9 protein-coding genes are annotated in these 13273 nt (G+C 74.4%); 6 read left to right on the top strand and 3 right to left on the bottom strand.

Annotation, left to right across the window (positions count from 1 at the left end; all coding sequences use genetic code 11):
- Nucleotides 1–72 precede the first annotated feature (72 nt).
- Nucleotides 73–2142, top strand: coding sequence for an endo-beta-N-acetylglucosaminidase (locus ACZ6MA_RS08250; RefSeq protein ID WP_469432027.1), 2070 nt, complete (start codon nucleotides 73–75; stop codon nucleotides 2140–2142).
- 13 nt (nucleotides 2143–2155) lie between these two features.
- A complete protein-coding gene (locus tag ACZ6MA_RS08255; protein ID WP_469432029.1) occupies nucleotides 2156–5188 on the top strand; it encodes an alpha-mannosidase in 3033 nt (1010 codons plus the stop codon).
- A 54-nt stretch (nucleotides 5189–5242) separates the two neighbouring features.
- On the opposite strand, the gene ACZ6MA_RS08260 is transcribed toward ACZ6MA_RS08255, so the two are convergent.
- A complete protein-coding gene (locus ACZ6MA_RS08260; RefSeq protein ID WP_469432030.1) occupies nucleotides 5243–6340 on the bottom strand; it encodes an alpha/beta hydrolase in 1098 nt (365 codons plus the stop codon).
- Between the two features lie 58 nt (nucleotides 6341–6398).
- Here ACZ6MA_RS08260 and ACZ6MA_RS08265 point away from each other — a divergent pair, with 58 nt between their 5' ends.
- The 3 genes from ACZ6MA_RS08265 to ACZ6MA_RS08275 all read left to right on the top strand — a co-directional run bounded on the left by ACZ6MA_RS08265 (nucleotide 6399) and on the right by ACZ6MA_RS08275 (nucleotide 10652).
- Nucleotides 6399–6947: a DUF1697 domain-containing protein gene (locus ACZ6MA_RS08265; protein WP_469432032.1), complete on the top strand. Its 549-nt coding sequence runs from the start codon at nucleotides 6399–6401 to the stop codon at nucleotides 6945–6947.
- A 91-nt stretch (nucleotides 6948–7038) separates the two neighbouring features.
- A complete protein-coding gene (locus tag ACZ6MA_RS08270; RefSeq protein WP_469432034.1) occupies nucleotides 7039–9789 on the top strand; it encodes an alpha/beta fold hydrolase in 2751 nt (916 codons plus the stop codon).
- A complete protein-coding gene (locus tag ACZ6MA_RS08275) occupies nucleotides 9786–10652 on the top strand; it encodes an ABC transporter permease (RefSeq protein WP_469432035.1) in 867 nt (288 codons plus the stop codon). The genes ACZ6MA_RS08270 and ACZ6MA_RS08275 overlap by 4 nt, the downstream gene beginning before the upstream one ends.
- Nucleotides 10653–10656: 4 nt before the next feature.
- On the opposite strand, the gene ACZ6MA_RS08280 is transcribed toward ACZ6MA_RS08275, so the two are convergent.
- Together ACZ6MA_RS08280 and ACZ6MA_RS08285 are read right to left on the bottom strand one after the other, a co-directional pair.
- Nucleotides 10657–11571 carry an SDR family oxidoreductase gene (locus ACZ6MA_RS08280; RefSeq protein WP_469432036.1) on the bottom strand — a complete coding sequence of 305 codons (915 nt, stop codon included), beginning with the start codon at nucleotides 11569–11571 and terminating at the stop codon, nucleotides 10657–10659.
- A 1-nt stretch (nucleotide 11572) separates the two neighbouring features.
- Complete coding sequence (locus ACZ6MA_RS08285) at nucleotides 11573–12388, bottom strand: SDR family oxidoreductase (RefSeq protein ID WP_469432037.1); 816 nt, start codon at nucleotides 12386–12388, stop codon at nucleotides 11573–11575.
- A gap of 82 nt (nucleotides 12389–12470) precedes the next feature.
- Between ACZ6MA_RS08285 and ACZ6MA_RS08290 the strand changes: the two genes are divergently transcribed.
- Nucleotides 12471–13259: an enoyl-CoA hydratase family protein gene (locus tag ACZ6MA_RS08290; RefSeq protein ID WP_469432039.1), complete on the top strand. Its 789-nt coding sequence runs from the start codon at nucleotides 12471–12473 to the stop codon at nucleotides 13257–13259.
- Nucleotides 13260–13273: the final 14 nt, after the last annotated feature.

Below are 13273 nucleotides of genomic sequence, written 5' to 3' on the forward strand. Positions count from 1 at the left end.
CCTTCCCGTTACCGGGGCTCCGCCCCGGACCCCGGTCCTCAAACGCCGGACAGGCTGACATGTGGAGCCGCCATGTATGACAGAGCCGCACGACCTCAGGTCACCCGCCGCCGCGTCCTTGCCGCAGGCATCGGTGCCTTGGCCGTCCCCACCGCTCGTGCCGCGCCCGCCACCACGGACCTCCAGCCGTACGCCGCGTACTGGTATCCCGACAGCTTGCCGGCGGGCTCCCCCGAGCCCGGCGTCACCTGGCGCAGTCTGCGCACCTGGGCGCCCGAGAGCGACGTCGACCTGCCCTTCAACAAGGCCACGGTGCCGCTGGCCGCCCGCTTCGCTCCCCCGCCCGTCAACGCGAGCGCGCGGGCGGGGCAGGCCCGGGTATCCGCCCTCGCCGCCTTCGCGCACACCTCCCGCAACCCGTCGCAGGGCTCCCCCACCGCCGACTACTACGCCCTCACCCACTGGGCCTACCTGGACGAGCTGGTGTTCTGGGGCGGCTCCTCGGGCGAGGGGCTGATCCTCGCGCCGAACGCGCCGGTCGTCGACGCCGCGCACCGCAACGGCGTGCCCGTCCTCGGCACGGTGTTCCTGCCCCCGGTCGCCTACGGCGGGCGGCTGAGCTGGACGCGGGAGCTGGTGCGCAGGGGCGCGGACGGCACCTTCCCGCTGGCCGACCAGCTGATCCGGGTGGCGCGCGCGTACGGTTTCGACGGCTGGTTCGTCAACGCCGAGACCGGGGGCGGCGATGCCCGGCTGGCCGCGGACATGCGGGACTTCCTCGCCCACCTGCGCACCCACCGCACGGGCCTGCGGATCACCTGGTACGACGCGCTGGCCGTGTCGGGGGACGTCTCCTGGCAGAACGAGCTGAACGACCACAACTCCCCCTTCTTCCGCGCCGCCGACTCGATGTTCCTCAACTTCGGCTGGAGCCGGTCCGGGCTCCAGTCGTCCGGCACGCTCGCCGAACGCCTGGGGCGCGGACGGTATGAGCTGTGGGCGGGCATCGACGTGGAGGCGAACGGCTGGGACACCCGCGTCGACTGGGACGCGGTCGTCCCCGCCGGCCGGCCGCACGTCACCTCCTACGGCTTCTACCGGCCGGAGTGGACGTGGACGAGCCTGCCCGCCGGCGGTCGTACGCCCGCCGCCTTCCACGCGCGGGACGACCGTTTCTGGTCCGGTCCGGCCGGGGACCCGGCCGCTCCGGCAACCGGGCCGTGGCGGGCTCCGGCCGCCTCCGTCGCGGACCGCTCGACCCTGACCGCGCTGCCGTTCGCGACGAGCTTCAACACCGGGCACGGCCTGGGCTGGTACGAGCGCGGCCGCCTCCTGTCCGACGCGCCGTGGAACCACCTGGGGCTCCAGGACCGGCTGCCCGGACGGCGCTGGGTGATCCGTACGACCGGCGCCCGGCCGGTGGTGGGCTTCGACTTCGCCGATGCCTGGCGTGGCGGCACCAGCCTGCTCGTGGACGGCCCGCTCACCGCTCCGGCGACCGTCGAGCTGTTCACCGCCCGGCTGCCGCGCTCGGCGACGACGGTGGTGGAGCTGGCCCACCGTAGCGACCCCGGGTCGGCGGGTGTCCGCGTGGAGCTGGTGGTCTCCCCCGGGCCCGGCCGCTTCGTCCGCGTGGCCGCGGGCACGCTGCCCCCGGGCGGGCGCGGCTGGACCACGGTCCGGCTGCGCGTCGGCGCGCTGCTGCCCGGCCGCGCCGGACGGACGATCCACGCGCTGGGCATCCGGCTCACCGCCACCGACTGCGGAGTCGTCCGCTGGCGGCTGGGGCACCTCGCGGTGCGCGACGGCGCGGCGCCCGGCCCGGCCGTGCCCGCCCGCCCGGCGGCGGTGACGGTCGCCGCGGCACGGCCGAACGGCGACGGTACGGCCGCGCTGCGGCTCCTGTGGACGCCCGGGGCGCGCCGGGTGCCGCCGGTGCGCCATTACGAGGTGTGTCAGGTGATGCCGGGTGGCGGCCGCCGCTTCCTCGGCGGCACCTGTGGGCATGCCTACTACGTTCCGGCGCTGCGCCGTACGGGCGGCGAGGCGGTCACCCGCGTCGACGTGCGCGCCGTGGACGAGCTGTACGTCCCCTCGGCACCCGCACGTGTTTCCTTCCGCTGGTCCACTCCGTCTTCGTGAGGACACCGACGCCATGCACAACGACCGCACCGTCATCGAAGCCCGTCTCAAGCGGGTGCTGGACGAGCGTGTCCGGCCCGCCGTGTATCCCGAGTCGGTGCCGCTGGCCGTCACCGTGTGGCACGCGCCCGGTGAGCCCGTGCCCGTCGCGGAGGGCCTCGCGGCCGGGGGCGAGCCGATCGAGGCCGGCGCGCCGTGGGGCCCGCCGTGGGGCACCAGCTGGTTCACGGTCACCGGGACCGTGCCCGAGGAGTGGGCGGGCCGGACCGTGGAGGCCCTGCTCGACCTGGGCTTCGACGAGAACATGCCGGGCTTCCAGTGCGAGGGGCTCGTCTACCGGCCGGACGGCTCACCCGTGAAGGGCCTCAACCCCCGCAACCAGTGGGTGCGGATCGGGGAGCCGGTCGCGGGCGGCGAGGAGGTGACGCTGCACATCGAGGCCTCGTCCAACCCGGTGATCCTGGACTACCACCCGTTCGTGCCGACCGAGCTGGGCGACCGCGAGACGGCGGACGGCGCGCCGCGCTACCGGCTGGTGCGGATGGATCTGGCGGTCTTCGACCGGGTGGTGTGGGAGCTGGTCCAGGACCTGGAGGTGCTGGGTGAGCTGATGGCGGAGCTGTCGGTGGATTCGCCGCGCCGCTGGGAGATCCTGCGGGCGGTCGAGCGGGCGTTGGACGCCGTCGACCTCCAGGACGTGGGCGGGAGCGCGGGGCGGGCCCGCGAGCGGCTCACGGACGTGCTGTCCGCGCCTGCGCACGCGTCCGCGCACCGGATCAGCGCGGTCGGGCACGCGCACATCGATTCGGCGTGGCTGTGGCCGTTGCGCGAGACGGTGCGGAAGGTGGCCCGTACCACCGCCAATATGACCGCCCTGCTGGAGGACGAGCCGGACTTCGTCTATGCCATGTCGCAGGCGCAGCAGTTCGCGTGGATCAAGGAGCACCGGCCGGAGGTGTACGCGCGGGTGAAGAAGGCCGTCGCGGAGGGCCGGTTCGTGCCGGTGGGCGGCATGTGGGTGGAGTCCGATACGAACATGCCGGGGTCGGAGGCGCTGGCACGGCAGTTCGTGCACGGCAAGCGTTTCTTCCTGGAGGAGTTCGGGATCGAGACGGAGGAGGTGTGGCTGCCGGATTCCTTCGGCTATTCGGCGGCGCTGCCGCAGCTGGTGCGGCTGGCGGGGGCGAAGTGGTTCCTGACGCAGAAGATCTCGTGGAGCCAAACCAATAAGTTCCCCCATCACACGTTCTGGTGGGAGGGTCTGGACGGCAGCCGGGTCTTCACGCACTTCCCGCCGATCGACACCTACAACGCGCGGCTGTCGGGTCGGGAGGTGGCGCACGCGGTCCGTAACTTCCAGGAGAAGGGCGGGGCGACGCGCTCCCTCGCGCCGACCGGCTGGGGCGACGGCGGCGGCGGGACGACGCGCGAGATGGTGGCGCGGGCGAAGCGGCTGGCGGATCTGGAGGGTTCGGCGCGGGTGGTCTTCGAGCGGCCGTCGGCGTTCTTCGAGAAGGCCCACGCGGAGTACGGGAGCGCGCCGGTGTGGGTGGGCGAGCTGTATCTGGAGCTGCACCGGGCGACGCTCACCAGTCAGGCGAAGACGAAGCAGGGCAACCGCCGGGCGGAGCACTTGTTGCGCGAGGCCGAGCTGTGGGCGGCGACGGCGGCCGTGCGGACCGGGTTCCGCTACCCGCACGAGGCGCTGGACCGGTTGTGGAAGACGGTGCTGCTGCACCAGTTCCACGACATCCTGCCGGGCACCTCGATCGCGTGGGTGCACCGGGAGGCGGTGGCGGCCTACGCGGCGGTCGCGGCCGAGCTGGAGTCGGTCGTCGGGGATGCGCTGGCCGCGCTCGCGGGGGACGCCTCGGCCGGTGGGACGGTGGTCTTCAACGCGGCACCGCACGGGCGGGGAGGCGCGCCGGCCCACGGTGGTGCCCTGGCCGGGCCCGCCTCCGCCGCCGCCTCCGCCGCCCCGACGGCGGTCCGGGCCCGCGAGGGCGGTGGCTTCACGCTCGACAACGACCTGCTGCGGGTCGACGTCGACGGGCGCGGGCTCGTGGTCTCCGTGTACGACCGGGAGGCGGACCGGGAGACGATCGCCCCGGGTGCGGCGGCCAACCTGCTGCAACTGCACCCGGACTTCCCGAACATGTGGGATGCGTGGGACGTGGACCACTTCTACCGGAACACCGTCACGGATCTGACGGACGTCGAAACGCTGGAGGTGACGGACGCGGGGGCGGTGCGGATCGTCCGGACCTTCGGGGCCTCCCGCGTCGAGCAGTCGCTGTCGCTCCCGGCGGGGGTGCGGCGGCTGGACATCGGCACGGAGGTCGACTGGCACGAGACGGAGAAGTTCCTCAAGGCGGCCTTCCCGCTGGATCTGCACGCCGACCGCACGGCCGCCGAAACCCAGTTCGGCCATCTCTACCGGCCCACGCACACCAACACCAGCTGGGACGCCGCCAAGTTCGAGGCGTGCGCGCACCGGTTCGTGCATCTGGAGGAACCGGGGTGGGGGGTCGCGGTGGTCAACGACTCGACGTACGGCTACGACGTGACGCGTGCCGTGCGGGAGGCCGGTGCCGGGACCACGACGACGGTCCGCCTCTCGCTGCTGCGGGCGCCGCGCTTCCCCGACCCGCGCACCGACCAGGGCACCCACCGGTTCCGGTACGCGCTGGTGCCGGGCGCGTCGTTGCGGGACGCGGTGCGCGAGGGGTACCGGATCAATCTGCCGGAGCGGCGGGTGCCCGGGGACACCGGGGTGCGCCCCCTGGTACACGTCGACAACGAGGCGGTCGTCATCTCCGCGGTCAAGCTCGCGGACGACGGCGGCGGTGATGTGGTGGTGCGGCTGTACGAGTCGCTCGGCGGACGGGCCCGCGCACGGCTGAGCGCGGGGTTCCGCACGACGTCGGTGACCGTCTGCGACCTGCTGGAGCGGCCCCTGACCACCGCCACGACGGAGGGGGACGGTGAAGTGGCGCTGTCCCTGCGGCCCTTCGAGATCGTGACCCTGCGGCTGGCACGCGGGTAGCCGCCCGGGCCCGCCCCGAACGGACGGCGGGCGCGTCCGCCCGGGGGCCGGGCCTCAGGCCCCGATGGCCTTCATCAGCATCGGGAAGGACGCCACCAGCTCGCGTTCCCAGTAGGGCCAGGTGTGCCCGCCGGTCGAGGCGCACACCGTGGCCGGGATGCCGAGCCGGACGAGCTTGGTACGCAGCTGCTGGTTCATGCCGAAGACGGCGCGCTCGATCGGGTCGTTCGTGCCGTGCGTGGCCGGGTTCGCACAGCGGGCGGGGGACGGCGGCGGGTCGCCCCACTTCCAGCCCACGCCCATCTCGGCGCCATTGCCGTAGGAGAGGTAGAGCGGAATGCCGGCGAGATCGGCGGCCCGCTCCAGCGGGCTGTTGCGCTTCCACAGCCATTGCTGGCGCAGGTCGGCGGGGTCGGTGGTGCCGAAGGGGTAGCCGGGCTCGCCCCACACCCGCTTCCAGTCCGTCAGGCACATCAGGCCGCCGAGCTTCACCGCGTCGGGGCCGTTGAGACCGCCGTCGGGTGAGGCGTACAGCGGGTTGACGGCACCGCTGTACGAGGCGGCCGCGCTGAACATCCCGGGATGCGCGGCGGTGAGCTTCAGCGCTCCCTGACCGCCCATGGACAGCCCCGCGACGGCCCGGCGCGTACCGGCCCGGTAGTTGCGCTCCAGCAGCGGCCGGAGCTGGTCGAGCAGATACGTCTCCCAGGCGGGGGCGCCCCACGCGCCGCCGTTGTACCAGTCGCTGTAGCCGCTGCAGCCGCTGGTCTGCGGCATGACGACGATGGCGTCCCGGCCGGCGGTCAGCTCCTCGACGTGGGTGTTGGCCGTCCAGTCCCGGTGGTCGCCCCCACCGCCGTGCAGCAGCCACAACGTGGGCCAGGTCCGTGCGGCGCCCTTGGACCAGCCGGTGGGCAGCAGCAGACGTACCCAGGTGACCGGCGCCTGGGTGTCGGGCGAGGAGACCGCCAGGTCCAGCGTCCGGCCGTCGACCCGCACTTCGCCGACCACCCGGGCCGGGCGGTCGGCCGCGTGGGCGGCGGTGCCCGCCCCGGCCGCCCCCGCCCACGCCACCGGCAGCAGCAGCCCGAGCACCAGCAGTGCCCGTGCGGCTCGCGCCCCGGATCTCTCGCGCCACGCCCTGTGCACCATGCGATCGCCTCTCACATGCCGCTCACTTCGCAGATGCGCGTCATATTACGGTGAGGGGGTGACAACGTACGTGGCATTCCTGCGCGGCATCAATGTGGGCACCAAACAGCGCGTCCCCATGGGGACCCTGCGCGATCTGCTCTCCGGCCTCGGCTGCGGGGCGGTGCGCACCCACCTCAACAGCGGGAACGCGGTGTTCACCCATCCCGGCGCCGCGCCGGACGCGCTGGCCGCCGGGCTGGAGGAGGCCATCGCGCGCGAGCTGGGGCTTTCCGTGCGCTGCTTCGTGCGCGAGGGGGCCGACCTCAGGCGTGTCGTGGACGCCGATCCGTTCGCCGGCCGGGGGGTCGATCCCGCGCGTTACCTGGTGACCTTCCTCTCCGGCGCCGCCGACCTTGACGCGTTCGCGGACCTCGATCCGGGCGCGTACGCCCCCGACGAGTTCGTCCTCGGGGAACGCGAGGTGTATCTGCTCTGCCCGGACGGCATCCGGGACTCCAAGCTGGCGAAGCTCCTGACGGGCCGGCGCCTGGGCGAGCAGGGCACCGCCCGCAACTGGAACACCGTCACCCGCCTCGCCGGGATGGCGGCGGCGACGGACGGCTGACCGGCCGGACCGCGGCCGCGCCCCTGCCGGCGGCACAGACGCGGCACAGGCGGCGGCACAGGTGGCGGACGGCTCCGCTTAGCATGCGGGCATGAAGCTGCGCTTTCCCCGCCGTCCTCGGCCCGGACGCGGCCGGCTGCTGGCCGCCACGGCCGCCGGCGCCGTACTCGTCGGTGCCGGCACCTGGACCGTGGCCTCGGCCACCGGGCCGGGCGCCGCCGTGCACCGCGAGGACCGGTTCCTGACGATGCCCGACGCCCCGGACGGCGGGCGCCCGGGACCGGTCCGCATCGACACGTCGTACTTCACCTCCGGTGACACCGGCACCCGCCGCCCGGCGGTGCTGCTCGCGCACGGCTTCGGCGGCAGCAAGGCCGATCTGCGCGAACGGGCGGAGGATTTGGCGCGCGACGGCTACGCGGTGCTGACCTGGAGCGCGCGCGGCTTCGGCCGGTCCACCGGCCGTGTCGGTCTCAACGACCCGGGCCGTGAGGTCGCCGATGTGAGCCGGCTGATCGACTGGCTGGCGCGGCGGCCGGAGGTGCGGCTCGACAAGGCGGGCGACCCCAGGGTCGGCATCGCGGGCGCCTCCTACGGCGGTGGCGTCGCCCTCCTCGCGGCCGGGCACGACAAGCGCGTCGACGCCATCGCCCCGCAGATCACCTACTGGAACCTCGCCGACTCGCTCTTCCCGAACGACGTCTTCAAGAAGCTCTGGTCCGGGATCTTCTTCACCACCGGCACCACAGCGGCCGGTGCCGCGCCCGGCGCCCCCGCGCCGGCCGACGGCGACCGCCCGGCCCGCGCGGCGAAGGCGCCCACCGGGACCTCCGCCTGCGGCCGGTTCGAGACGACGCTCTGCGAGATGTACGAGCGGGTGGCCGTCGAGGGGAAGCCGGACGCCCGGGCGCGGGAGCTGCTGGAGAGCCGCAGCCCCTCCGCCGTCGCCGACCGGATCAGGGTGCCCACCCTCCTCGTCCAGGGGCAGACCGACTCCCTCTTCCCCCTCGGCCAGTCCGACGCGGCGGCCCAAGCCATCGCCCGCAACGGCGCGCCCGTCTCCGTCGACTGGATCGCGGGCGGCCACGACGGCGGGGCGGACGAGAACGACCGGATCGCGCGGCGCACGCGCGCGTGGTTCGACCGCTACCTCAAGGAGGACGAGAGCGCGGAGACGGGGCCCGCCTTCCGGGTCAGCCGGACCGGCGGGATCGACACCACCGACGGCAAGGCGCAGCTGCGCGGCGCGAGCGGCGACCGCTATCCGGGGTTGCGCGGTGCTCCGCGGGCCGTCCCGCTGGCCGGGCGCGAGCAGTCGTTCGGCAACCCGGCGGGGGCGGCACCGCCCGCGATCTCCGCGGTGCCGGGTATCGGTTCGCTGACCCAGCTCTCGGGCCTCGGCGTCGGCGTGTCCCTCGACTTCCCCGGCCAGCACGCGCGCTTCGACTCGGCCCGGCTCACCGAGGGCGTCCGTGTCACCGGCTCCCCGACCGTGAAGGCGAGGATCTCCTCCGACACCGGTGAGGCCGTCCTCTTCGCCAAGGTCTACGACGTGGGGCCGAACGGCCAACAGGTGCTGCCCGGGCAGCTCGTCGCCCCCGTCCGCGTCACCGACGCGAAGGGGGGCCGCACCGTCGAACTCACCCTGCCCGCCATCGACCACACCTTCGAGTCCGGGCACCGGATGCGGCTCGTCCTCGCCGCCACCGACCTGGGCTACGCCTCGCCGGCCCGGCCCGCCGCGTACACCGCCGCCCTCGTGGGCGGGTCCTTGAGCGTGCCGACCGCGCCCGGGGTGCGGACCGGTTCCTCCGCCCTGCCCTGGTGGACGTGGGGGCTGCCGCTCGGCGGTGCGGCCGTCGCGGCGGCCCTGCTGCTGACCGGTCGCCGCCGCACCGCCGTGCCCGCGCCCGACCCGGCGCTCGCCGAGGTGCCGTTGCAGATCACCGGGCTGAGCAAGCGGTACGCCAAGTCCGCCGACCGGTACGCGGTACGGGAGTTGTCCTTCCGGATCGAACGCGGCCAGGTGCTGGGGCTGCTCGGCCCGAACGGCGCGGGCAAGACCACCACCTTGCGCATGCTCATGGGCCTCATCCGCCCCGACGAAGGTGAGGTACGGGTCTTCGGGCACGCGATCCGGCCGGGGGCGCCCGTGCTGTCGCGGGTCGGGGCGTTCGTGGAGGGTGCGGGGTTCCTGCCGCACCTGTCCGGCCGGGCCAACCTCGATCTGTACTGGCGGGCGACGGGCCGCCCGGCCGAGGACGCGCACCTGGACGAGGCCCTGGAGATCGCCGGGCTCGGCTCCGCACTGGAGCGGGCGGTACGGACGTACTCCCAGGGCATGCGCCAGCGTCTCGCGATCGCGCAGGCCATGCTGGGGCTGCCGGACCTGCTGATCCTGGACGAGCCGACCAACGGGCTCGACCCGCCGCAGATCCGGGAGATGCGCGAGGTGATGATCCGGTACGCGGCCGCCGGGCGGACCGTCATCGTCTCCAGCCATCTCCTGGCCGAGGTCGAACAGAGCTGTACGCATCTGGTCGTGATGGACCGTGGCCGGCTCGTGAGCGCGGGTCCGGTGGCGGAGATCGTCGGCTCGGGCGACACGCTGCTGGTCGGTGTCGAGGGCGAGCTGCCCGAGGTGACGGCCGAGAAGGTGGCGGCGCTGCCCGGGGTGGCCTCGGCCGTGCGCGGTGACGAGGGGCTGCTGGTGCGGCTCGACGGCATCGGCGCGCCGGAGTTGCTGGCGGAGCTGGTGCGGCTGGAGATCCCGGTGGCGCGCGTCGGCCCGCACCGCCGCCTGGAGGACGCGTTCTTGACCCTGATCGGAGGCTCGGCATGAGCACCACGGTGACCACGGCCCCCGAGTCCGCGCCCGGGTACCGGGCCCGGCACACCCTGCCACTGCGGGTGGAGGCGATGCGTCAGCTACGGCGGCGGCGCACGCTCGTGGTGGGGGCGGTGCTGGCGGTGCTGCCGTTCGTCCTGATCGCGGCCTTCGCCATCGGCGGGCAGCCGAGCGGGCGCGACGGGCGGGTGACGCTGATCGACACCGCCACCGCCTCGGGCGCGAACTTCGCGGCGACGTGTCTGTTCGTCTCGGCGGGCTTTCTGCTGGTGGTGCCGGTGGCGCTGTTCTGCGGTGATGCCGTGGCCTCGGAGGCGAGCTGGTCCTCGCTGCGTTACCTGCTCGCGGCCCCGGTGCCGCGCGCCCGGCTGCTGCTGAGCAAGCTGGCCGTGGCGCTCGCGTTCAGCGCGGCCGCCATGGTGCTGCTGCCGGTGGTGGCGCTGGCGGCGGGCACGGCGGCGTACGGCTGGGACGGGTTGCGGATCCCCACCGGTGGTGCGCTGCCCGCCGGGACCGCCGTCGGCCGGCTCGCGATCGTGGTGGCGTACGTCTTCGTGGGGCAGTTGGTGACGGCGGCGCTGGCGTTCTGGCTGTCGACGGTCACCGACGCTCCGTTGGGCGCGGTGGGCGGCGCGGTCGGGCTGACCATCGTCGGCAATGTGCTGGACGCGGTGACCGCCCTCGGGCACTGGCGCGACTTCCTGCCGGCGCACTGGCAGTACGCGTGGGGGGACGCGTTGCAGCCGCAGTTGGAGTGGGGCGGGATGATCAAGGGTGCGGCGGTGTCGGTGGCGTACGCGCTGGTGCTGTGCGCGCTCGCGTTCCGGCATTTCCGGGCCAAGGACGTGGTGTCGTAAGGGCCTACGCCTTGGCGGCTCCGTAGACCGGGCCCGCCTCCCGTGTGCGGGGCAGCAGTTCCCGGACCGCACCGCCCGCCTCGGCCGGGGTCCAGCGGGCGCCCTTGTCGGCCGTGGGGCCCGGCCGCCAGCCCTCCATCACGGTGATGCGTCCGCCCTCCGCCTCGAAGACCCGCCCGCTGACCTCGGCGGAGTCCGCCGAGGCGAGCCACACCACCAGCGGCGAGACGTTCTCCGGTGCCATGGCGTCGAACCCGCCCCCGGGCGCGGCCATGGTGTCGGCGAACACCCGCTCGGTCATCCGGGTGCGGGCGGCGGGGGCGACGGCGTTGACCTGGACGCCGTAACGGGCCAGTTCCTCGGCGGCGACGAGGGTGAGGGCCACGATGCCGGCTTTCGCGGCGGCGTAGTTCCCCTGCCCGACGCTGCCCAGCAGTCCCGCGCCGGAGGTGGTGTTGACGACGCGGGCCCGGCGGGGGCGGCCCGCCTTGGACTCGGCGCGCCAGTAGCCTGCCGCACACTTGAGCGGCAGGAAGTGGCCCTTGAGGTGGACGCGCAGGACCGCGTCCCAGTCGTCCTCGTCGAGGTTGACGAGCATCCGGTCGCGCAGGAAGCCGGCGTTGTTGACGAGCGTGTCGAGCCGCCCGTAGGTGTCGAGGGCCGTGGCGAGGAGGCCGGCGGCGCCCTCGGTGGTGGCGATGTCGCCGCTGTGCGCGACGGCTTCGCCGCCGCGGGCGCGGACCTCGTCGGCGACCCGCCGGGCGGGGTCCGCCGAGCCGCCCTCCCCGCCGGGCCCTACGCCGAGGTCGTTGACGACGACGCGCGCGCCTTCGGCGGCGAGCGCGAGGGCGTGCGCCCGGCCGAGACCGCGGCCGGCGCCGGTGACGGCGACGACGCGGCCCGCGCAGATTCCGGTCATCTCAGGTCTCCTCGCAGGGGGTGGCCGGCGGGTTGGCGGCCGACCGGTTGATGGGGGCCGCCGCCAGGAACGCCGGCCGTTCGCCGCCGCCGTGGACGACCAGGCTCGCGCCGGTGATGTAGGACGCGTGGTCGGAGGCGAGGAAGACCACCGCGTCGCCGATCTCGTCGGGTTCGGCCAGGCGGCCGGCCGGGACGGTGCGGGCGACGGCGGCGACGCCCGCCGCGTCGCCGTAGTGCAGGTGTGCCGACTCCGTGCGCACCATGCCGAGGACGAGGGTGTTGACGCGCACGGCCGGTGCCCATTCCACCGCCATCGTGCGGGCGAGGTGTTCCAGACCGGCCTTGGCGGCGCCGTAGGCCGCCGTGCCCGGTGACGGGCGGGTGCCGCTCACGCTCCCGATCATCAGGACGCAGCCGCCGCCCGGCTGCCCGCGCATCACCCGGCGGGCGGCGAGCGCGACGGTCAGCGGCGCGGTGAGGTTGAGGTCCAGGACGCGCGCGTGGCGTTCGGCGTCGGCGTCATCGAGCATCCGGAAGGGCGCGCCACCGGCGTTGTTGACCAGCAGGTCCAGACGGCCGAAGGTCTGGGCCAGCTCGTCGAACAGGGCGTCCACGGCGCCCGGCCGGCGCACGTCGAGGGGCCGAAAGCAGGCGGTCCGCCCGGCGGCCGTGACCGGGGTGTCCGGGGGACGGCGGGCGCAGACCACCACCCGCGCCCCGGCGCGCAGCAGCGCCCGCGCGATGCCCGCGCCGACGCCGCGTGTCCCGCCGGTGACGACGGCGACGCGTCCGTGCAGAGCGCGCTCCGTGCTCATCCCGTGCCACCTCCCGCGCCGGGCGATCCGCTGCTACCTTCGCCCCTAACAAACGTTTGGTGGAAAGGTAGCTGATCCACTGATGGGTGTCTCCACCTCCCGCCCCGAAGCGGGCATCGCCGTCGTCACCGTCGACTTCCCGCCCGTCAACGCCGTGCCCGTGCGGGGCTGGTACGAACTGGCCGAGGCCCTGCGCACGGCGGGCGCCGACCCCGGTGTGCGCTGCGTGGTCCTGACCGCCGCCGGGCGCGGCTTCAACGCGGGGGTCGATCTCAAGGAGATCCAGCGGGGGCCGGGCCGGCGGGCGCTGATCGGCGCCAATCGAGGCTGTGCCGCCGCGTTCTCGGCCGTGTACGACTGCGAGGTGCCGGTCGTCGCCGCCGTGCGGGGCTTCTGCCTGGGCGGCGGGGTCGGGCTCGTCGGCAACGCCGACGCCGTCGTCGCCGCCGAGGACGCCACCTTCGGCCTGCCCGAGCTGGACCGGGGCGCGCTCGGCGCCGCCACCCACCTCGCCCGGCTGGTGCCCGGGCATCTGCTGCGCACCCTGTACTACACCTCGCGCACCGTCACCGCGCGGGAGCTGCACCGGCACGGATCCGTGTGGCGGGTCGTGCCGCCCGGTGAACTCCCGGCCGCCGCCCTGGAGCTGGCGCGCGAGATCGCGGCCAAGGACGGTTCGTTGATCCGCCTGGCCAAGGCCGCCCTCAACGGCATCGACCCGGTCGACGTCCACCGCGGCTACCGCTTCGAGCAGGGCTTCACCTTCGAGGCCGCGCTCAGCGGTGTGGCCGACCGGCACCGCGAGGCCTTCGTCTCCCGGGGCCCCCGGGCGCCCGGGGCATCCGCGCAGGACCACGAGGAGGAGCCGTGACCGGCGAGAAGCTG

This window comes from Streptomyces sp. NPDC042259, assembly GCF_055582085.1.